The sequence below is a fragment of the Bacillus sp. SN32 genome, from assembly GCF_002837495.1.
GTDB classification, from domain to species: domain Bacteria; phylum Bacillota; class Bacilli; order Bacillales; family Bacillaceae; genus Bacillus; species Bacillus subtilis.
Genome location: NZ_PJCT01000002.1, coordinates 415,061 through 435,003, shown reverse-complemented (window position 1 = coordinate 435,003; position 19,943 = coordinate 415,061). Strand labels below are relative to the sequence as shown.

At 46.6% G+C, this 19,943-nt stretch carries 21 protein-coding genes; 16 read left to right on the top strand and 5 right to left on the bottom strand.

What is annotated here, in order from left to right:
- The first annotated feature begins 3 nt into the window (after positions 1 to 3).
- The 3 genes from CW370_RS10605 (at position 4) to CW370_RS10595 (ending at position 4,632) form a co-directional block, all read left to right on the top strand.
- Entirely contained in the window at positions 4 to 201 is a 198-nt protein-coding gene (locus tag CW370_RS10605) for a PspC domain-containing protein (protein ID WP_015384763.1), read from the top strand.
- A 1-nt stretch (position 202) separates the two neighbouring features.
- Positions 203 to 562 (top strand): phage holin family protein, encoded by a 360-nt coding sequence (locus CW370_RS10600; RefSeq protein ID WP_003228066.1) that lies wholly within the window; start codon positions 203 to 205, stop codon positions 560 to 562.
- A 200-nt stretch (positions 563 to 762) separates the two neighbouring features.
- A complete protein-coding gene (locus tag CW370_RS10595) occupies positions 763 to 4,632 on the top strand; it encodes a metallophosphoesterase (RefSeq protein WP_101169635.1) in 3,870 nt (1,289 codons plus the stop codon).
- 21 nt (positions 4,633 to 4,653) lie between these two features.
- On the opposite strand, the gene nagR is transcribed toward CW370_RS10595, so the two are convergent.
- The 3 genes from nagR to nagA are packed head-to-tail and all read right to left on the bottom strand — an operon-like array spanning position 4,654 to position 7,318.
- Positions 4,654 to 5,385 carry an N-acetylglucosamine utilization transcriptional regulator NagR gene (gene nagR / locus CW370_RS10590; RefSeq protein WP_029946143.1) on the bottom strand — a complete coding sequence of 244 codons (732 nt, stop codon included), beginning with the start codon at positions 5,383 to 5,385 and terminating at the stop codon, positions 4,654 to 4,656.
- Between the two features lie 17 nt (positions 5,386 to 5,402).
- Positions 5,403 to 6,131 carry a glucosamine-6-phosphate deaminase gene (nagB, locus tag CW370_RS10585; protein WP_101169634.1) on the bottom strand — a complete coding sequence of 243 codons (729 nt, stop codon included), beginning with the start codon at positions 6,129 to 6,131 and terminating at the stop codon, positions 5,403 to 5,405.
- Positions 6,128 to 7,318 (bottom strand): N-acetylglucosamine-6-phosphate deacetylase, encoded by a 1,191-nt coding sequence (gene nagA, locus CW370_RS10580; RefSeq protein WP_101169633.1) that lies wholly within the window; start codon positions 7,316 to 7,318, stop codon positions 6,128 to 6,130. Before nagA ends, nagB begins: the two co-directional genes overlap by 4 nt.
- Before the next feature lie 181 nt (positions 7,319 to 7,499).
- Between nagA and hprK the strand changes: the two genes are divergently transcribed.
- The 5 genes from hprK to hprF are packed head-to-tail and all read left to right on the top strand — an operon-like array spanning position 7,500 to position 11,386.
- Positions 7,500 to 8,432: an HPr(Ser) kinase/phosphatase gene (gene hprK, locus CW370_RS10575; RefSeq protein WP_024571931.1), complete on the top strand. Its 933-nt coding sequence runs from the start codon at positions 7,500 to 7,502 to the stop codon at positions 8,430 to 8,432.
- A 13-nt stretch (positions 8,433 to 8,445) separates the two neighbouring features.
- Positions 8,446 to 9,255 (top strand): prolipoprotein diacylglyceryl transferase, encoded by an 810-nt coding sequence (gene lgt / locus CW370_RS10570; protein ID WP_014478105.1) that lies wholly within the window; start codon positions 8,446 to 8,448, stop codon positions 9,253 to 9,255.
- 23 nt (positions 9,256 to 9,278) lie between these two features.
- The gene (locus CW370_RS10565) at positions 9,279 to 10,217 is read left to right on the top strand and encodes a nucleoside recognition domain-containing protein (protein ID WP_101169632.1); all 939 of its coding nucleotides are present in this window, start codon (positions 9,279 to 9,281) and stop codon (positions 10,215 to 10,217) included.
- The gene (ppaX, locus tag CW370_RS10560; protein WP_041055175.1) at positions 10,214 to 10,864 is read left to right on the top strand and encodes a pyrophosphatase PpaX; all 651 of its coding nucleotides are present in this window, start codon (positions 10,214 to 10,216) and stop codon (positions 10,862 to 10,864) included. Before CW370_RS10565 ends, ppaX begins: the two co-directional genes overlap by 4 nt.
- Before the next feature lie 3 nt (positions 10,865 to 10,867).
- The gene (hprF, locus tag CW370_RS10555) at positions 10,868 to 11,386 is read left to right on the top strand and encodes a heptaprenylglyceryl phosphate O-acetyltransferase (protein ID WP_003244270.1); all 519 of its coding nucleotides are present in this window, start codon (positions 10,868 to 10,870) and stop codon (positions 11,384 to 11,386) included.
- Positions 11,387 to 11,405: 19 nt separating this feature from the next.
- On the opposite strand, the gene pelC is transcribed toward hprF, so the two are convergent.
- Complete coding sequence (gene pelC, locus CW370_RS10550) at positions 11,406 to 12,071, bottom strand: pectate/pectin lyase PelC (protein ID WP_003242578.1); 666 nt, start codon at positions 12,069 to 12,071, stop codon at positions 11,406 to 11,408.
- Positions 12,072 to 12,310: 239 nt separating this feature from the next.
- Positions 12,311 to 13,063 (bottom strand): C39 family peptidase, encoded by a 753-nt coding sequence (locus CW370_RS10545; protein ID WP_003243552.1) that lies wholly within the window; start codon positions 13,061 to 13,063, stop codon positions 12,311 to 12,313.
- A 250-nt stretch (positions 13,064 to 13,313) separates the two neighbouring features.
- On the opposite strand from CW370_RS10545, the gene CW370_RS10540 reads away from it, so the two are divergent.
- From CW370_RS10540 to hisIE, 8 genes are read left to right on the top strand one after another with little or no spacing between them, the layout of a single operon-like run.
- Complete coding sequence (locus CW370_RS10540; protein ID WP_101169631.1) at positions 13,314 to 14,489, top strand: ATP phosphoribosyltransferase regulatory subunit; 1,176 nt, start codon at positions 13,314 to 13,316, stop codon at positions 14,487 to 14,489.
- The gene (hisG, locus tag CW370_RS10535; protein ID WP_015251138.1) at positions 14,482 to 15,123 is read left to right on the top strand and encodes an ATP phosphoribosyltransferase; all 642 of its coding nucleotides are present in this window, start codon (positions 14,482 to 14,484) and stop codon (positions 15,121 to 15,123) included. Before CW370_RS10540 ends, hisG begins: the two co-directional genes overlap by 8 nt.
- Positions 15,120 to 16,403, top strand: coding sequence for a histidinol dehydrogenase (gene hisD, locus CW370_RS10530; protein WP_101169630.1), 1,284 nt, complete (start codon positions 15,120 to 15,122; stop codon positions 16,401 to 16,403). The genes hisG and hisD overlap by 4 nt, the downstream gene beginning before the upstream one ends.
- On the top strand, positions 16,400 to 16,984 hold the full coding sequence (gene hisB / locus CW370_RS10525; protein ID WP_003243389.1) for an imidazoleglycerol-phosphate dehydratase HisB: 585 nt from the start codon (positions 16,400 to 16,402) through the stop codon (positions 16,982 to 16,984). The genes hisD and hisB overlap by 4 nt, the downstream gene beginning before the upstream one ends.
- Positions 16,985 to 17,623: an imidazole glycerol phosphate synthase subunit HisH gene (hisH, locus tag CW370_RS10520; RefSeq protein ID WP_024571938.1), complete on the top strand. Its 639-nt coding sequence runs from the start codon at positions 16,985 to 16,987 to the stop codon at positions 17,621 to 17,623.
- Positions 17,620 to 18,357 (top strand): 1-(5-phosphoribosyl)-5-[(5-phosphoribosylamino)methylideneamino]imidazole-4-carboxamide isomerase, encoded by a 738-nt coding sequence (hisA, locus tag CW370_RS10515; protein WP_024571939.1) that lies wholly within the window; start codon positions 17,620 to 17,622, stop codon positions 18,355 to 18,357. Before hisH ends, hisA begins: the two co-directional genes overlap by 4 nt.
- A complete protein-coding gene (hisF, locus tag CW370_RS10510; RefSeq protein WP_015384749.1) occupies positions 18,354 to 19,112 on the top strand; it encodes an imidazole glycerol phosphate synthase subunit HisF in 759 nt (252 codons plus the stop codon). The genes hisA and hisF overlap by 4 nt, the downstream gene beginning before the upstream one ends.
- A complete protein-coding gene (gene hisIE, locus CW370_RS10505) occupies positions 19,109 to 19,732 on the top strand; it encodes a bifunctional phosphoribosyl-AMP cyclohydrolase/phosphoribosyl-ATP diphosphatase HisIE (RefSeq protein WP_024571940.1) in 624 nt (207 codons plus the stop codon). The genes hisF and hisIE overlap by 4 nt, the downstream gene beginning before the upstream one ends.
- Positions 19,733 to 19,943 lie beyond the last annotated feature (211 nt).

The following is a 19,943-nucleotide window of genomic DNA, read 5'->3' as shown; positions in this document are numbered from 1 at the left end:
CGAATGAATAAGCTTTATCGCTCAGAAAAAAATAAGAAAATCGCCGGTGTTATCGGAGGTCTCGCGGAATATTTCAATTGGGACGCATCACTCCTCAGAGTCATAACTGTTATCTTAGCCATTATGACAAGTGTTTTCCCGGTTTTGCTCATTTATATCATTTGGATTTTTATCGTCCCGTCAGAAAGGGATATGAAATGACATGGTAAAATGGGCAGTCAGCATTTTAGTCAATGCATTGTTATTAATCGTCATTGATGGATATATTGACTCCATCCATATCAGCAGCATTGGGGCAGCGATTATCGCCAGCCTCATTTTATCGATCTTAAACGTGCTGATTAAACCGCTTTTAATTATCTTTACACTGCCGGTCACCATGGTGACGCTTGGACTCTTCTTGTTTGTGATTAACGCCATCACGCTTATGATGACCGCGTCCATTATGGGTGACAGCTTTCAAATCGACGGCTTCGGCACAGCGATATGGGCATCCGTTATCCTGTCGGTCTTCCATTTGCTGATTCAAAAAGGCATTTTAGAGCCGCTTAGAAAAAAATAAAAAAAAGCTGCCCGCAAAGGCAGCTTTTTTACATGTTCTGCAGCCTCCTTAAAAAATTGTGAAGTGAAGTGTTCGCTTTTTGTCAGCAGTCCCGCGTATATGTCGTATACTATCTGCTTTGTCAGATTGGATATTGTTTAAAAATGAACTCATAAGCTTCCCTGTTCAGACGCAAAATACATGAAAAGGGAGGTGCTTTGATGAGGAAATACACGGTTATTGCTTCTATATTACTGTCTTTTCTTTCCGTTTTGTCTGGCGGCCATCATGAATCGAAAGCTGTTCCTGTTGTACAGCAGGAACTATTTCAAACGCCTCATTACATACCCTTGCTTGAAAATCCTCCTCAAATTGATGTGAAAGCTGAAATGAGAAACAATCTAATGATTGAGGCTCAAGTTCGCGATAATTCGTATCAAGCATTTTCCGCCTTTCTTTTTTATAAACAAAGTAATGAGCTGGGCTACAAAATGGTGCCGATGGACCCGACCCCCGGAGCGGTCCGCAAGTTTTTGGCACAAATTCCGAAACGTTTGATTTGGAACAGCGAGCTTGAGTATTACATTGTGATGTCGAATGGGAAGCAGCGGGTGAAGTCGGAGACGAAGAAACTGAAGCTTGAAGGATACCAGGCTGACCTTGCCCATATTCCGGAGCTTCTGATCACAGAGCTGGCGGTTGATACGAAGAATATAGGACGTGCAGACGGTTATGAATTTATTGAGATTTTTAATACGACTGACAGAACGATTGATTTTAAAGACTACCATATCCGTTACCGCTACCCAAAAGAAGGGCCTGACTCCGATCTGATTTGGAGACCTGATGAAAGGATCTTGATACCATCCGGCGAAACGTTTGTCGTCTGGCTGAAGCCTGCCGGGCATCCAGAATTGACGTCAGAGGATTTCAATCGTTATTATCAGACACAACTAAAAGAAGGAAAAAATCTCGCGGTGATAGACGAGACAGAGGGTATGGCCAATACGAGGCCGCGGGCCGTTGTGATATCAACGAATACAGGAAAGGACATTTCGGTTGCGCATTATCGGAAACATGCGCTGCGCCGGCTGTCATCAGTGCTTTATAAGTATCCGCTGAACGGAACCGCAGAACTTCTGAACATTTCAATCGGGGAAAAGAATCCATCTCCCGGAACCGTATTACAGGCACAGGTGCCCGAGCAGAAACGGAAAATCAAGCTCGATAAAGAAAAGCCGGTCATTGAGGATTTAACTGACCGCAAGCCTGTCCGCCCTGCTGAAAGCATTGAGCTGCGGGCTGACATACGGGACCGAAGTCTAGTGAAAACAGCGGCCTTTTACTACCGGACGGATGAGAACAAACCGTTTAAGCGAATTCTTGCTGAAAAAGACCGCAACGATAATCTCTACCATTATATTGTGTATTCGCCTGAATTGATCGGGAAGGATCAGCTAGAGTATTATGTGGCGGCCGGGGACGGGATCAATGAAGCGAGAACGCCGGTCAAAATGATTGATATTAAACAAACAAGCAAGTCGCACGGTCTGCGGATGAATATTGAAAACAGAGACACGCTGTCGGGAACTCAATTTCTCAAAGCCACGACAGAAGGGCGAGCTGACCGCATTAAGCTATGGATTGACGGGAAAAAACAAGTGACAGAGCCCGCGATGGAAAAAGAAGTATATTTTGCATTCGATACGAGGAAAACGAACCTTTATTTTAAAAACGCGGTAACGATGGAAGGCAAAGTGCTAAAGGTGTTCGATGATACAACAAATAAATACCGCACCTATTCTGTTCCATTGCCAGAGACACTGCTTCGGAAAGGGAAGCAGCTGCAGCGTATTACGATACGATCGGGTTCGAAGGTGTCCCCGTTTGATACGGCTGAAAACCGTGATGACTTCTTAGTCAAAAACGCCCGATTGGTGTTATCGGATGGAACGGTGATCAGGGATCAGAGGGTGTCCCCTGAGAAGGAACTCTTTATTGGCGATAATCAGCGCTCAAATAAAAGCTGGCAATTTCAGTTCAATCTGCCTGACGGACTATTTACATCACAGCTGCTGGAGTGGGATACATCAAAGCTTTCTGAAGGCGCTCACCATATTCAAGCAAGCGACGGCAAGGAAAATGTCAGCCTGGTTGTACGGGTAGATAATTCAGGACCTCACATTGAGCCGAATATCACCGAGGGGCAAACGTATAAAGGAAACCTTATCCTGCAGGCGGATATGTATGATAAATGGAGCAAAATTGAGGAAGCGAAGGCGTCTTTAGATGGAGAAAGCATTACACTCCCATATCATACGTCATCTTCTGAACTTTTGCCGGGAAAACATTCTCTAAAAGTGACAGCAACGGATCTCGCGGGCAATAAAACAGTGATTGAGAGGACGTTTAAAACCGAACGAGAGCATCCGGACCAGCCGGAGGTTATAGACAGCGAAGCCGACACGCATAAGGCCAAGCTTTCTGTACGGGTGAAAGATCCGACGAATGATGCCATGGATGTTGGTTTTTATAGGGGATTTCAATATACAGCGCGAAATCATGTGAAAATATTTAAGCACGCGTCACTGACTGAACCGCCGAAAAGCTTTGTGCCGGAAAGTGAGACCCCATTTACGAATAAAGAATTGGAGCGGGTATCTGCTGCTGATGGAAAAACAGTATCGACAGAAAACAAAGAGCTTTTCCCTTATCATCGCTTTGAAGTGACGGTTGATCCATCAATTGATGAGAATGATCTGGCAGAAGCAGTCTGGAAGGGCAGTTCTTTGCCGGGGAGAAAGGTGACGATGTATGCTTGGAATTATCGGACAAACGAATGGCAGCCTGTTGACAGCTTCGTCGCGAAGGATGACAAACCGTTTACGCTGAAAGCGTCTGTGATTGCCGCCGATTTTGTACGGGAGTCGAAAATGAATGTGATTGTACAGGATGAAATTCCCCCTGCGAAGGATATGTACACATTTGTCTGGATGTCTGATACACAGTATTACGCCGAAAGCTATCCGCATATTTTTGATAAACAGACCGAATGGATAAAAGATAACCAAAAGCAGCTCAATATCAAATATGTGTTCCACACGGGTGATATTGTAGATGATTCCGCCGATATCAGACAGTGGAAAAACGCTGATCGGTCAATGTCCGTTCTGGATAAGAGCGGAATTCCTTACGGCGTGCTGGCCGGCAACCACGATGTCGGGCATAAGGACGGCTCCTACAGGGCGTTTGGCAAATATTTTGGCAGCGATCGTTTTGATAAAAAATTGCATTATGGCGGTTCCTATAAAAACAACCGCGGACATTATGACCTGATTTCTAGCAACGGCAATGATTATATCATGCTGTACATGGGATGGGGCATTACGGATGAAGACATCGCGTGGATGAATCAGGTGCTGAAGAAGCATCCTGACCGGATGGCCATTTTAGCTTTTCATGAGTATTTGCTGGTCAGCGGAAACAGAAGCCCAATCGGAGAGAAAATATTCAAAGAAATCGTAAAGCCGAACCCGAATGTCGTGATGGTGTTGAGCGGGCATTATCATAGTGCGATGAGAAAAACAGATGAGCTGGATGATGATGGTGATGGGAAACCGGATCGTCTTGTGCATCAAATGCTGGCCGATTATCAGGGCGGGCCAGAAGGCGGCCAAGGGTATTTGCGTTTGCTTCAATTTGACCAAGCCAATGACATGGTGCACGTATCGACGTACTCTCCGTATGTAAAGGATAAGAACTACTATGATACGGATACCTATGGCAACAAGGATGAATTTTCCCTTTCGCTTGATTTGAAGCCAAGAATCAAAAAGGTGGAAACCGATTATTTTGAATGTAACGTATATACCAATGATGAGCTCGGAAAACGGGAGCAAGTGAAGAGCGGGGATACAGCTGAATTCCGCTGGGATCATCTTGAACCGCAGTCTGTTTATTATTGGTACATTATAGTGGAAGACAGTTTTAACGGCAAAACGAAATCACCGATCTGGAAGTTCAAGACGAAAAAAGAGACATATCGTCCGGCACCAGACCAGTTTGATTTTCGCCATGTCTCCAATCCTTAAAAAGGGTTGGAGGCTTTTTTTTTATGAAAGACGATCCATATAGTGGACAAATGTATAACGGTCGCCTCTGTATACAGATTTTGCATGCTCAAAAGCAGTTCCGTTCTGCAGATATGTTGTTCGTTTGATTAATAGGACCGGCGCTCCCTTTTGAATACCAAGAATGTTCGCTTCTTCCGTGGTGGCAGCGCTTGGCTCAAGCTCCTGTTTTGCACGGGAAATCGGTATGCTGTTGTACCTTTCAATATGATCATAGATCGACGACTGAAAATGTGATTCGTTTAATTCACCCGCAAGCTCAAACGGAATATGTGAGGACTCAATCGCCATCGGAATATCATTTGCCAGCCGCACCCGAGTGATTTTATGGATAGAGGAGGGGTGCCCGCAGCCTAATATAGCCGCGAGTTCCTCAGTCGAATCAATAAGCTGATAATCAATGAGCCTGCTGCCCGGTGTCATCCCGCGGCTTTTCATATCCTCGGTAAAGCTTGTCAGCCCTTGAAGTGCTTGTTCCATTTTTGGCTTGCTGACAAAGGTGCCCCGCCCCTTCAGGCGATAGAGCAAGCCTTCATTAACTAAATTAGAAAGCGCCTGGCGAACTGTCATCCGGCTGATCCCGAATTGTTGTGCATATTCGCGCTCAGAAGGAAGAGGCATATCCGGCTGCAGCTCTCCGCTCTTAATTTGGTTTTTTAATTGCTCCATAATCTGATAATAAATCGGAATAGGCGATTGTTTATTGATATTCATAAGTCAGCATGTTCCTTTCAAGGTCTTAATGACGCGGCTTCACGATCAATCAAAACCGTAACATTGGAATGCAGGTGCAAAGCAGATGCGGGAAAATCTTCGCTTATGTTTCCTTCTAACAGCTTACGAACAGCTTCCGCTTTGCTTTTTCCAGAAATGAGCAGCAGAATACGCTTGCTTGAGAGTATCGTTTGAATTCCCATTGTGAGTGCTTTTTTCGGCACGCTGTCTATGGAAGGAAAATATCTGGCATTCGCCTGGCGGGTTTGCTCATTTAATGTCACAACATGAGTTCGCGACTTGAAAGACGTTCCCGGTTCGTTAAAGCCAATGTGTCCGTTTCGGCCGATGCCGAGAAGCTGAATGTCAGTGCCGCCGAGGGAATCGACTAGCTGTTCATATCGTCTGCATTCGGCCTCCAAATCGTCTGCATTTCCATTCGGAATAAAATGCCGGCTAGGCTTGCTGTCGATATGCTGAAAAAAACGGTCGTTCATATAGAAGTGATAGCTGTTCGGGTCATCGCTTGAAAGTCCGGCGTACTCATCCAAATTAACTGTAGTGATGTTTTGAAATGAGAGATTCTCAGTTTGGTGCAGGCGGATCAGCTCGCGATACGTGCCTTCCGGTGTGCCGCCCGTCGCTAAACCGAGAACGGCATCAGGTTTTTCTTTGATTGTATCTGCCGTTATTCTGGCTGCTATTTGGCTTAGCTCTTCATACGTTTGACATTCCATTACTTTCATATCTGGTCAGCCTCCTTGGATATAAATGCAATGTTTCCGCGGCAAATGGTGAGAATCACCTCGCAATCACTGCTGACAATCACCAAATCTGCATCTTTTCCCACAGTCACACTGCCTTTTCGGTCAAAGATGCCCAGCTGTTTGGCCGCGTTTGCAGAAGTTATATTAGCTATATCCGTCCAAGAGCAATTTGTAAACTCACGCATATGCCGTGCGCCCTCGTTCATTTTGAGGATCGAACCGGCAAGGGTTCCGTCTGAAAGAAGAGCTGTTCGTCCTCTTACCGTCACACTTTGGCCGCCGAACTCATATACGCCGTCTTTCAGTCCTTTTGCCCTCATGGAATCGGTAATTAAAATGAGCTTGCTGCTGCCTTTCGCCAAAAAAGCAAGCTTTGCAGCTAAAGGATGGGAGTGAATGCCATCGGCGATAAGCTCTGTCACAAACCCATCATGGGCCAGCGCCGTTCCGATCACTCCGGGCTCTCGGTGATGAAACGGGCTCATCGCGTTGTACAGATGAGTCATATGGCTCGCCCCTGCTTTTGCGGCATCCGACAGCAATGCGGAATCGGCATCCGAGTGCCCCATGGATGCGATAATCGATTCGTCTTTCAAATGGCGGATCAGTTCAAAATGCTGATCCTCCTCCGGCGCAAGTGTAACAATTTTGATCAGTCCGCCCGCCTCCTGCTGCCACTTTTTGAAAAGCGCAACATCCGAAGGCCTAATCCACTCTTTTGGCTGCGCTCCGGCTCTTTTAGGCGAAACAAAGGGGCCCTCTAAATGAATGCCGAGCAGTTCTGCACCTAATAAAGAGGACTCTTCAGCCGCTTTCCACTCTCTTGCGTTCACCAAAGCTTGAGAAATGTTCCCATGCTCTTGGGTAATCGTTGTGGCTAAAAAGCTCGTCGTGCCTTCTTCGGGCAGTCTTGACGACATGATGTCGAGCGTGGAAAAGCTAGCATCCATTGTATCTGCGCCATAGCCGCCGTGGATATGAATGTCAATCATGCCGGGAAGCAAAACGGAATCCGCAGGTGCTTGAATCTCTTTTGAATATGACTCCTTGGGCCGTTCTGTTGAGACTGTGCTGATTTTTCCGTCATTGATTCCGACATAGCCGTTTTTGATTACTTCATTTTCTGTCACGATCGCAATGTCTTTGATAAGAAGACTCTCTGCCATAGATGATCCGCCTTTCTGGAATTTGAATACCTTTATTTTACTCTTTTTCAGACTAGTGATCTAGACCAGCTGAGGTGTTTTCCCCCCTTTTATAAAATCTGTTTTAGGTTCAAGCCTGAAAGTGATAAAATGAAAGTATTGTGAGCAAGCTCGGGGCAGCCCGGAACAGGAGGAACATATCGTGGCAAAGGTTCGCACAAAAGACGTAATGGAACAGTTCAATTTGGAATTAATCAGCGGAGAAGAAGGAATTAACCGCCCGATTACAATGAGTGACCTATCAAGACCAGGCATTGAAATTGCCGGATATTTTACATATTACCCGAGAGAGCGCGTGCAGCTTCTCGGAAAAACAGAGCTTTCTTTCTTTGAACAGCTTCCGGAAGAGGATAAAAAACAGCGAATGGATTCTCTGTGCACTGATGTAACACCAGCTATTATTCTTTCTAGAGATATGCCCATCCCGCAGGAGCTGATTGACGCTTCTGAGAAAAATGGGGTGCCAGTCCTCAGATCGCCGCTGAAAACGACAAGACTGTCAAGCCGTTTAACCAACTTCCTTGAGAGCCGGCTGGCGCCTACCACGGCGATTCATGGCGTTCTTGTCGATATATATGGTGTCGGCGTGCTGATCACAGGAAAAAGCGGCGTCGGGAAAAGTGAAACAGCGCTGGAGCTTGTGAAAAGAGGGCATCGCCTTGTTGCCGATGATTGCGTTGAAATTCGGCAGGAGGATCAGGATACCCTTGTCGGAAACGCTCCGGAATTAATTGAGCATCTCCTTGAAATCAGGGGGCTTGGCATTATCAACGTGATGACGCTGTTTGGCGCCGGCGCGGTCAGAAGCAATAAACGAATCACGATTGTCATGAACCTTGAACTTTGGGAGCAGGGCAAGCAATACGACCGTCTCGGGCTTGAGGAAGAAACCATGAAAATCATTGATACAGAAATCACAAAACTGACGATTCCCGTCCGTCCAGGCCGAAATCTGGCAGTCATCATCGAAGTGGCAGCAATGAACTTCAGATTGAAGCGGATGGGGCTGAATGCCGCTGAACAATTTACGAACAAGCTGGCGGATGTCATTGAAGACGGTGAACAAGGAGAATAGGAGTTGGCGTTAAATGAATGAAGCGATAGAACCACTCAATCCGATAGCTTTTCAGTTGGGGCCGTTAGCCGTCCATTGGTACGGAATCATTATCGGTCTCGGCGCTTTGCTCGGGCTGTGGATAGCGATGAGGGAAAGTGAAAAACGGGGGCTGCAGAAAGATACGTTTATTGATCTTGTCCTGTTTGCCATTCCAATTGCGATTATTTGCGCACGAATTTATTACGTTGCCTTTGAATGGGATTATTATGCGGCACATCCGGGAGAAATCATTAAGATTTGGAAGGGCGGCATTGCCATTCATGGCGGATTAATCGGCGCCATTTTAACGGGTTATGTGTTTTCGAGAGTGAAAAACCTTTCGTTCTGGAAGCTTGCGGATATTGCCGCGCCCAGCATTTTGCTCGGCCAGGCGATCGGCCGCTGGGGGAATTTCATGAATCAGGAAGCGCACGGCGAGGCTGTCAGCAGAGCCTTTTTAGAAAACCTGCACCTGCCTGAATTTATCATCAATCAAATGTACATCAATGGGCAATATTATCATCCTACTTTTTTATATGAATCACTATGGAGCTTTGTCGGCGTCATTGTTTTACTGTTCCTGCGCAGAGCGAATTTGCGTAGAGGCGAGATGTTCTTGATCTATATCATTTGGTATTCAATCGGAAGATACTTTATTGAAGGAATGCGGACTGACAGCTTAATGCTGACTGATTCACTTCGCATCGCTCAGGTGATTTCAATCGTATTAATTGTTTTGGCTGTGGCAGCCATCATCTTCAGACGCGTCAAGGGATACTCGAAGGAGCGGTACGCGGAGTAGACGTCAACAAAGGGGGATGAGGGATGAAGAAGATCTTTCTGGCCGGTCTTGCGGCAGGTCTTCAAACAACATGGACACTCGGTAAAGTGATTTTCCCGGTAACGCTATTGGTCACTTTGCTTCAGCATACGCCTGTCATGGATTGGCTTGTACGGCTGATCACACCGGTAATGGGTCTCTTCGGGCTTTCCGGTGAAGCGGCCATTCCGCTTGTACTGGGAAATATGCTGAATCTGTATGCTGGAATTGCTGGGATTTTAACATTGGATTTATCTGTGAAAGAAGTCTTTATTTTAGCTGTTATGCTTTCATTCTGTCATAACTTGATTATCGAATCGACAGTTGCCGCAAAGGTTGGTATCAGAATTGGCGTCATATTGGCCGTGCGCATCGGTTTGGCCGCTGTGTCAGCCATCGTCATCAACCTCATTTGGCATGGCGGACAGGAAACGGCACAGTACGGTTTTATCGCTGCGAAGAGCGCGGCGCCAGACAGCTGGCTGGCGATGCTGGCAGAAGCCTTAACGAAAGCCGGACTTGGTGTTTTGCAGCTGGCGGCAATTGTCATACCGCTGATGATCATCATCCAGTTTTTAAGAGATTTAGGCTGGCTGCATCGGTTCTCCAGGTGGCTGTCTCCGTTTACGCAGCTGCTTGGCATGAATAAAAATACGTCTATGACGATGGTGGCGGGACTGACGATTGGTCTGGCCTACGGAGCGGGTGTCATGATCAAAGCTGTCGAGGATGACGGCGTGAGCAGGCGGGATATGACATTGGCATTTATATTTCTCGTTGCCTGCCACGCGGTCGTAGAAGATACACTTGTCTTTATTCCGCTTGGCATACCGGTCTGGCCTCTTCTTGTGATTCGTGTCACCACAGCAGTTCTGCTGACAATGGCTATTGCGCATACATGGAAAAAGTGGAAACCCTCAGCGGTTGGAAAGGAAGCAATATGAGTGACAAACAAGTAACGACGATTCTGTTTGATTTAGACGGAACGCTTATTAATACGAATGAATTAATTATCGCGTCCTTTTTGCATACACTGGAGCATTATTATCCGAGCAAGTATAAACGAGAAGATGTCCTTGCGTTTATCGGGCCGTCTCTTTTTGAAACGTTCTCTTCGATGGACCCTGATAAATGCGAGGATATGATCGCCATGTACAGAGCATACAATCATGACATGCATGATTCACTCGTGACTGAATATGAAACGGTATATGAGACCCTGGATGCATTAAAAAAAGCCGGCTTTACATTAGGGATTGTGACAACAAAATTAAGAGATACTGTCAACATGGGCCTCAAGCTCACGGGAATCGGCGAATTCTTTGAAACAGTTGTTACCCTTGATGATGTGACGAATGCAAAGCCTGATCCCGAGCCTGTGCTGTTAGCGCTGAAACAGCTAGGAAGCGAGCCGGCGGAAGCCATTATGGTCGGAGATAATTACCACGATGTGCTGGCAGGGAAAAACGCCGGTACAAAAACGGCAGGAGTCGCATGGACGATTAAAGGGCCGGAAATGCTGGCGAAGTATGAGCCGGATTTTATGCTTGAGAAAATGAGTGATCTATTACAAATCGTTGGAGTGAAGTAATCTGTGAGAAAAACAGATCGTCATCCGGTCTCGGGGGCCAACTCACTGTGGCATGTCTATCAAACGGTACCTTTTTTAAAGGTCGTCAAAAATTTCATTGTCATTCAAATTGCGAGATATACGCCGTTTATAGGGATGAAAAACTGGCTGTACCGCACATTTCTGCGGATGAAGGTTGGAAAACAGACATCCTTTGCCCTCATGGTGATGCCAGATATCATGTTTCCGGAAAAGATCTCAGTCGGAACAAATACAATCATCGGGTACAATACGACCATTCTGGCCCATGAGTATTTGATTCACGAATACCGGATCGGCAAAGTTCTGATCGGAGACGAAGTGATGATTGGTGCCAACACGACCATTCTGCCCGGGGTGAAAATAGGAGATGGCGCAGTTGTGTCCGCCGGAACGCTTGTCCATAAGGATGTGCCTGACGGGGCATTTGTCGGCGGAAATCCGATGAGGATCATCTATACGAAGGAAGAAATGCAAGAAAGATTGAAAAAGTCCGCTGAATAACATCAGCGGACTTTTTTTGTTAAAATTGAGTGTTGTTGTTTTCGTAAATATGCTGAACACCAATCCATTTTTGACCGACATTAGAGTAGCGTGTATTTGTCATTCTGACCGTGCTTGTTTTGCTGTCCGTCCGGAATATCGCTTCCTTCATGTTTGTGATGGTGCACTTGTCGATGATCACATCAACGTGGAAGGTTGAACCGCCAAGCTGTCTAATGAACTTCCCGCCATTGTCCGCCGTGAAATTTTTCACTGTGAAGGTACTGGCTTTATTGATTTGGAATATCTTATCTGACGCTTTTTGAGCAGAACCGCCGTCGATCGTCACTTTTCCTTCCTTCTTCACCGTTAACGCATCCTCACCAACATCTTCCCATTTCACATTCTGAATGTTAACGTTTCCATAAGTGTGCACGCCATCAGCAGCAGGTGCACCAAGCACGACATTTTTCAGGGTTGCTCCATCCTCCACACGAAAAACAGGGTCTTGGTTTTCTGACTGGCTTCCGTCGCCTAATTCTTTTCCTGCCACAAACCGCTGTCCTTTCCCGTCATATGTTGTATTTTTTGGTACGATAATTGTTTCGTGCACCACTTTGTCAGCTGCAAAAACGGTTGATGGCTGAAACTGGCTGAAACCCATAACCAAACCGAACATAAATAGGATAGACACGATTTTTTTCAATGATAAATCCTCCCCGGATATCTTTCATTTTTTGCAAGAGAAGCGTCAGCGACTTGCACCGGCTTCTCTCGCATAGATCGGGGCAAGGCTGAATCTGCTTTAATCATAAAAACAGACAGCCTGAAAGTAAAGACAATTTTGGGTGAAAAATGGAAAATGAATCGATCTTACCGATTGATACAAAAAGCATGAATATTGTCGTATTTGCTCAGGATAGAGCATAGTGAGGCTTCAGGTGTTTACTTTTGAATAACCACGGCCTGGCTGCCCATTTGTTTCCACGCTTTTTCAAAGCTTGTTCTATCGGTTTTTCTGTTTTTATAGCCATACGGATCATTGAGATACACATATTTATCATCATATCCCGTAACGGCGACGCTGTGTTCGCTGTACGTAATCTCTATCGTTCCGTTTGGCGTTTTCCATGTCTGCATGTTGTCAACTGGCGTAAAGTTGGCTGTCGTAATAACCCAAACTGGATTGCCTTTTTCAAGCTGCTGATAAACAGCGGAAATACTTTTTCCAGTCAGATCAGACACTTTGTCTCCCGCATAGGTTTTCGCCAGCTGATAGATCGGTCGATGGTAGACACCGAGACCAGGGCCATTCGCCATATCCCCGACAAATCCGTCATTCGGATCACCCTTTAATCCGCTGCTGTATGTCAAAGGCACTGTGGCAACCTGATTTGCCAGGGTATTTTTTGTCACGTCGTATCCTGCATAATTCAGCACCATCGCAAGGCTTGTTACTTCACAGCCGTTATAGAGCCGGGGTGCGTCCATTTGATTGTAAAGGATGACATCCAGCGGTTTTGCGCTTCCCTTCAGCTCCTTTTTGCTATTCGCAGCTGAGTCTGTATCGCTATCAGAAACCACTTTTTTAAGGCTGTTCAAAAAAGGAATATCTATATCTTTTGCATCTATTTTAAGTCCGAAAAAAATAACGCCTGAAAGAATCATCAGGACACATAGAGTTCGCAGTGTTTTCATCTTTATCTCCTTGTTCTCTATTTGATTTGTATTATAGCATGCCAAACATAAAGAATTTGAGATATTACGTACCTTTAATACATTATTCATGATTTTTTCATAATGAGGAGAAGGATATTTGAACTAAAAATATCCTTACTGAAGTTAAGCGTTGATTTTCATTCTTTCATCTGCTAACATATTATCATATTAGCGAACTAAAGGATTCGGAATTTTCCTTCATAAGATAACAACGGAGGTGCTCGGGTTGATGTTTATGTTTGAAAAACCGCACGGCATGAGAGATACACTGCCCGGTTTATACGAAACGAAAAAAAAGGTGAGACGATCGTTAACCGATTTGATTGATAAATGGGGATATCAATTTATGGAAACGCCGACACTGGAGTTTTACGATACCGTTGGCGTCCAGTCAGCAATTGAAGAGCAGCAGCTGTTTAAGCTACTTGATCAGGACGGCAAGACATTGGTGCTTCGCCCGGATATGACGGGGCCGATTGCAAGGGTGGCGGGATCGAAGCTTCTGAAACACGGTCATCCGCTCAGAGTCGGCTATGCGGCAAATGTATTCAGGGCTCAGGAGCGTGAAGGCGGACGTCCGGCTGAGTTCGAGCAGGTCGGAGTGGAGTTAATCGGTGACGGCACGACGAGCGCGGATGCGGAGGTCATTGCTTTAGTCGTCGGGGCATTGAAAAACGCTGGGCTGGCATCCTTTAAAATTGCCATTGGCCATGCCGGCATTGCGGATGCTTTGTTTGTTGAGGTGCTCGGAAACGTTGAACGAGCTGATGTGCTGCGGAGGTTCTTATATGAAAAGAACTACGTCGGCTACAGAGAGCATGTCAAGTCTCTCCCGCTTTCCTCCATTGATAAAAGCAGGCTGCTTGAGCTCCTTGAACTGCGGGGCGGTATAGAAGTATGCGGACGTGCCGAGGAAATCGTCGATTCTACGCAAGGAAAAAGCGTGGTTGATGAGCTGAAGGCGCTGTGGGACACTCTTGAGGATTACGGATGTACGGAAAATGTCCGCCTGGATCTGAATATGGTCAGTCACATGAGCTATTACACAGGGATTTTATTTGAAGTGTACGCCGAGAATGTCGGTTTTGTCATTGGAAGCGGCGGCCGTTACAACAAGCTTCTGGGCCATTTTGATTCACCTGCACCGGCAACAGGCTTCGGGCTTCGGATCGACCGGCTGATTGAAGCCCTTCATATGAAAGAAGTACCTTGTGATATAGACGCTGTTATTTTCAGCAAAGAGCAGCGGGCGCAAGCCATCGCTTATGCGAATGAAGAACGCATGAAAGGGAACAAAGTGGTTCTTCAAGATTTATCGGGAATAGAAAATATCGACCAGATGACAAAATCTTTTGCAAACGTCACTTATTTTATCGGTGCCAGAAAGGAAGAGCAAAATGGGTAAGTTACTCACAATGGCGATGCCAAAGGGCCGGATATTTGAAGAAGCGGCAGGGCTGCTGAGGCAGGCAGGCTACAGGCTCCCTGAGGAGTTTGAAGATTCGAGAAAACTGATCATCGATGTGCCGGAGGAAAATCTCCGTTTCATATTAGCGAAGCCGATGGACGTAACCACGTATGTGGAGCATGGCGTGGCAGACGTCGGAATTGCGGGCAAGGATGTCATGCTGGAGGAGGAACGCGATGTGTATGAGGTACTGGATTTAAAAATCAGCAAATGCCACTTAGCTGTCGCCGGACTTCCGAATACAGACTGGAGCGGCGTAGCGCCAAGAATCGCGACAAAGTATCCGAATGTGGCTTCCAGTTATTTCAGAGAGCAGGGAGAACAAGTCGAGATCATTAAGCTCAACGGTTCAATTGAACTGGCTCCGCTCATTGGGCTTGCAGATCGGATAGTGGACATTGTTTCCACAGGACAGACGCTGAAAGAAAATGGGCTTGTTGAAACGGAGCACATTTGTGACATTACCTCTCGCTTTATTGTCAACCCGGTAAGCTATCGCATGAAAGACGATGTGATTGACGAAATGGCATCTCGCCTATCTCTCGTTGTGGAAGGAGAGACGGCAAAATGAAGATCAAAACCATCAGCGGAACGGAACGGCTTTCTCTCAAGCGTTCCATCGATGCCGGAACGGAAGAGCAAAGAAAGACGGTCCGATCCATTATTGAAGATGTTAAAGCAAACGGTGATCAGGCGGTTCGCAGCTACACGGCGAAATTTGACGGCATCGAAATAGACAGCCCGCTGGTCACAAAAGAAGAATTTGAGGAGGCATACACCTCACTGGATTCACGTCTTCTTCAGGTGATTAGGCAGGCAATCGAAAATATTAGGGAATATCACGAAAGACAGCTGCAATCCTCCTGGTTTTATCACAGAAAGGACGGCACAATGCTGGGGCAGAAAGTGACGGCGCTGGATTCCGCCGGTGTATATGTGCCGGGGGGAACGGCTGCATATCCTTCATCTGTTTTGATGAATGTGATTCCGGCGCTTGTAGCGGGCGTTGAAAGAATCGTTCTCGTCACGCCTCCGGGAAAAGACGGTCTGCTGTCTCCTGGAGTTTTGGTTGCTGCAGCCGAGCTGGGCATAAAAGACATTTACAAAATGGGCGGCGCTCAGGCGATTGCGGCGTTAGCATACGGAACAGAAACCATTGAGCCGGTGGATAAAATCACGGGTCCGGGGAACATTTATGTCGCGCTTGCCAAACGAGAAGTGTTCGGCGATGTCGATATCGATATGATTGCCGGACCTAGTGAAATCGTCGTGCTGGCTGATGAAACAGCGATCCCGAGCGAAATTGCAGCCGATCTGCTGTCACAGGCGGAACACGATAAGCTCAGCTCATGTGTGTTTGTCACAGATTCCATGGCGCTGGCCGAGACGGTTTCAGCTGAGGTGAGTAAGCAGCTGGAAACCTTGCCGCGAAGAGAAATAGCGGAAGCTTCAGTGAGAGATTACGGTTGTATATATGTGGCGGAAACAATGGTAGAAGCGATTGAGACTGTCAATACACTCGCGCCAGAGCATTTAGAAATCATAACACAGTCTCCGGAAGCTTTGCTTGGCAGTATCAAACATGCGGGTGCAATTTTCTTAGGCAGATACAGCCCTGAGCCTGTCGGTGATTATTTTGCCGGACCGAACCATGTGCTTCCGACAAACGGAACAGCCAGATTTTCAAGTCCATTAAACGTAACTGATTTTCAAAAGAAATCGAGCATTATTTCTTACAGTCAATCAGCCTTTGAAGAACATGCCGAAAGTATCGCGGCTTTTGCCAGACTGGAAGGGTTAGAAGCCCATGCCAGATCAATTGAAGCGAGAGAACGGAGGGTTTCTAAATGAGAAAAGCGGAACGCGTCAGGAAAACAAACGAAACAGATATTGAGCTGGCATTTACAATAGACGGCGGAGGACAAGCGGATATTAAAACAGATGTGCCGTTTATGACACATATGTTGGATTTATTCACGAAACACGGCCAATTTGATCTTTCCATTAACGCAAAAGGCGATGTTGATATAGATGATCACCACACGACTGAAGATATCGGCATCTGCTTAGGGCAGGCGCTGCTCGAAGCGTTAGGCGATAAAAAAGGAATCAAACGCTACGGATCGGCGTTTGTGCCGATGGATGAGGCACTTGCTCAAGTTGTGATTGATTTAAGCAACCGGCCGCACTTAGAAATGCGCGCTGATTTCCCGGCTGCTAAAGTCGGAACTTTCGATACGGAGCTTGTACATGAATTTTTGTGGAAGCTGGCGCTCGAAGCTCGAATGAACCTGCACGTCATCGTTCATTATGGCACAAACACCCACCACATGATTGAAGCCGTTTTTAAAGCACTGGGACGTGCGCTTGATGAAGCGACAACGATCGATCCGCGAGTTAAAGGAATACCGTCAACGAAAGGGATGCTGTAGATGATTGGCGTGATAGATTACGGAATGGGGAATTTATACAGTGTCTCAAAGGCGCTTGAACGTGTCGGCGTGCCGTATTTTGTTTCTGAAAAGCCGGAGGAGCTGAAAGAAGCTGATGCCTTCATTTTGCCGGGAGTCGGTTCATTTGGAGACGCGATGGACAATTTGGGCTACACGAAGCTTGATCAATTGATTCACGATATGGTCTCAGAGGGAAGGCTGCTTCTCGGGATCTGCCTCGGCATGCAGCTTTTATTTGAAGAAAGCGAAGAAAACGGCACCGCTTCAGGACTCGGGCTGTTAAAAGGAAAAGCAGTCAGGCTGAAAGCAGAAGATGAAAAAGGAAACAAGCTGAAGGTTCCGCATATGGGCTGGAATCGTCTTTCTTTTCATAATGAATCTCCGCTGCTGTCTGAAACAGAACAAGGCTACGCTTACTTCGTTCATTCTTATTACATTGACGGGATGGAGGAGAACGCGCTCCTGGCAAGCGCTGATTATGGTGTGCAAGTGCCTGCTGTAGTCGGAAAAGGGAACGTCTTCGGCGCCCAATTTCACCCGGAAAAAAGCAGCACGGTCGGAATGTCTATTTTAACCCAATTTACGAAAATGGCAGCAGAACAGAAGGTGAAAAAATGAGTGCTTTTACATTATATCCGGCAATTGATATGAGAAACGGCAAATGTGTTCGCCTTGTTCAAGGGGATTATAATAAGGAAACGATATATGGCGATTCACCGTACGACATGGCTGAGTTATTTGCGAAAGAGGGTGCCGAATGGATCCATCTCGTTGATCTCGACGGGGCCAAAGAAGGGAAAAGAGTGAATGACCGCCATGTGATTGAGATTGCGCAAAAGCTGAACCTGAAAGTCGAAATCGGCGGCGGGATCCGTTCCGAAAATGACGTCTATGAATATTTATCAGCAGGAGTCGATCGGGTGATCCTGGGAAGCTCAGCAGTTTCTAACCCTCCGTTTGTCAAAAAAATGCTGAAACAATATGGCGAGAAAATTGCAATCGGACTGGATGCGAGAAACGGTTTTGTTTCAACAGAGGGATGGCTTGAAACATCAACCCTTAAGGCAACTGAACTGGGCAAAGAGCTAGCCAATGAAGGTGCGGAAGTCTTTATTTTTACTGACATCGCGACAGACGGAATGCTGTCAGGCCCCAATGTTAAAAGCACGGTCGAGCTTGCTAAGGAAACGGGGAAATCGGTGATCGCTTCCGGCGGAGTCAGCTCCGTCGCGGATCTCGAAGCTCTCGCCCGCTACGAGGCGGACGGCGTCTCTGGAGCGATCATCGGAAAAGCGCTGTATACCAATCAGTTTACGCTGAGTGAGGCGCTTGAAAGGGTGAAGCGCAAATGATCACAAAACGGATTATTCCATGCCTTGATGTCAAAGAAGGACGCGTTGTCAAAGGAATTCAATTTCTCGAATTGAAGGATGCCGGTGACCCAGTCGAACTCGCCGAAGTGTACGACCGGGAAGGTGCGGATGAACTTGTTTTTCTTGATATCTCCGCCTCGCACGAAGGACGAAAGACGATGGTTGACGTTGTGGAGCAGGTTGCCGCGAAGCTTGCCATTCCGTTTACAGTCGGCGGCGGCATCAATCAGCTCAGCGATATGAAAACGATACTGCGTGCCGGAGCGGACAAAGTGTCGGTGAACACGGCAGCTGTTCTTCGTCCTGAGCTGATTGCAGAAGGAGCCGAGTTTTTCGGTTCGCAATGCATCGTTCTTGCCATTGATGCCAAGTATGACAAAGAATCTGACACATATAAGGTCTATACGCACGGCGGCAGAAAGAAAACAGATTGGGAGGTCACCGCGTGGGCAAAAGAAGGCGTCAAACGCGGGGCAGGAGAAATATTGCTGACAAGCATGGACTCTGACGGTGAGAAAAAAGGCTTCGACCACACGCTGACAAAGCTTGTTTCCGAAGCTGTCCCCGTCCCTGTTATCGCCTCGGGAGGCGCGGGAAACGCACAGCATATGCTTGAGGCTTTTACAAAAGGAGAAGCCGACGCCGCGCTGGCCGCCTCAATTTTTCATTATAAAGAAACATCGATTAAAGAAGTGAAATCATACTTGAAAGAGTACGGGGTGAATGTGAGATGAAACAGGCAGATGAGCTGCGTTTTAACGAGGACGGATTAATTCCTGCCATCGTGCAGGATGCGGCAAGCAAAGAAGTGCTGACCCTTGCGTATATGAACAAGGAATCGTACGAAAAAACGCTGGAAACGAAGGAAACATGGTTTTACAGCCGCTCACGCCAAGCGTTATGGCATAAAGGAGAAACCTCAGGGAACACGCAAGCCGTCAAAGGTATCCGGTATGACTGCGACCAGGACGCACTGATCGTACTTGTAGAGCCGTCCGGCCCGGCATGCCACACTGGCAGCTACAGCTGTTTTACGAAGGAACAAACAGAAGAACAGGCCGCAGGCCGATTCGGCATCATGAACGAACTGGAGCGCGTGATCGCGGAACGCCAAGCGGAGATGCCTGAAGGAGCTTACACCACTTACCTTTTCCGTGAAGGCGTCGATAAGATTTTGAAAAAAGTCGGAGAAGAAGCATCCGAAGTCATCATCGCCGCGAAAAATCGGGACCACGAGGAACTCAAATGGGAAGCGGCAGACCTGCTGTATCACCTGCTTGTCCTGCTCAGAGAACAAGCCTTGCCGCTGGATGATGTGCTTGACGTATTGAAAAAACGCCATTCTGAGAAATAAAAGGATTGGAGCTGCTCATATGTCAGCTCCTTTTTTATGTATTTGTTTCAGCTGAACCATTTGTCTTGTCCTAATAGAAGAAATAAAAAAACCAATCGAATTTCCTATTTAACGAAAATTTCCCATGATGTAACATGACTTAGAATGAAAATCCCAAATGGATATCAGGTCTTTAGGATTATTTTATACAAACCGGTCAGGATAGTGAGGA

Bases quoted from the DNA above. Each gene is read 5' to 3' on its own strand.
- CW370_RS10605 (WP_015384763.1), top strand. From the start codon at position 4: ATGAATAAGCTTTATCGCTCAGAAAAAAATAAGAAAATCGCCGGTGTT.
- CW370_RS10600 (WP_003228066.1), top strand. From the start codon at position 203: ATGGTAAAATGGGCAGTCAGCATTTTAGTCAATGCATTGTTATTAATC.
- CW370_RS10595 (WP_101169635.1), top strand. From the start codon at position 763: ATGAGGAAATACACGGTTATTGCTTCTATATTACTGTCTTTTCTTTCC.
- nagR (WP_029946143.1), bottom strand. From the start codon at position 5,385: ATGAATATCAATAAACAATCGCCTATTCCGATTTATTATCAGATTATG.
- nagB (WP_101169634.1), bottom strand. From the start codon at position 6,131: ATGAAAGTAATGGAATGTCAAACGTATGAAGAGCTAAGCCAAATAGCA.
- nagA (WP_101169633.1), bottom strand. From the start codon at position 7,318: ATGGCAGAGAGTCTTCTTATCAAAGACATTGCGATCGTGACAGAAAAT.
- lgt (WP_014478105.1), top strand. From the start codon at position 8,446: ATGAATGAAGCGATAGAACCACTCAATCCGATAGCTTTTCAGTTGGGG.
- CW370_RS10565 (WP_101169632.1), top strand. From the start codon at position 9,279: ATGAAGAAGATCTTTCTGGCCGGTCTTGCGGCAGGTCTTCAAACAACA.
- ppaX (WP_041055175.1), top strand. From the start codon at position 10,214: ATGAGTGACAAACAAGTAACGACGATTCTGTTTGATTTAGACGGAACG.
- CW370_RS10545 (WP_003243552.1), bottom strand. From the start codon at position 13,063: ATGAAAACACTGCGAACTCTATGTGTCCTGATGATTCTTTCAGGCGTT.
- CW370_RS10540 (WP_101169631.1), top strand. From the start codon at position 13,314: ATGTTTATGTTTGAAAAACCGCACGGCATGAGAGATACACTGCCCGGT.
- hisG (WP_015251138.1), top strand. From the start codon at position 14,482: ATGGGTAAGTTACTCACAATGGCGATGCCAAAGGGCCGGATATTTGAA.
- hisD (WP_101169630.1), top strand. From the start codon at position 15,120: ATGAAGATCAAAACCATCAGCGGAACGGAACGGCTTTCTCTCAAGCGT.
- hisB (WP_003243389.1), top strand. From the start codon at position 16,400: ATGAGAAAAGCGGAACGCGTCAGGAAAACAAACGAAACAGATATTGAG.
- hisH (WP_024571938.1), top strand. From the start codon at position 16,985: ATGATTGGCGTGATAGATTACGGAATGGGGAATTTATACAGTGTCTCA.
- hisA (WP_024571939.1), top strand. From the start codon at position 17,620: ATGAGTGCTTTTACATTATATCCGGCAATTGATATGAGAAACGGCAAA.
- hisF (WP_015384749.1), top strand. From the start codon at position 18,354: ATGATCACAAAACGGATTATTCCATGCCTTGATGTCAAAGAAGGACGC.
- hisIE (WP_024571940.1), top strand. From the start codon at position 19,109: ATGAAACAGGCAGATGAGCTGCGTTTTAACGAGGACGGATTAATTCCT.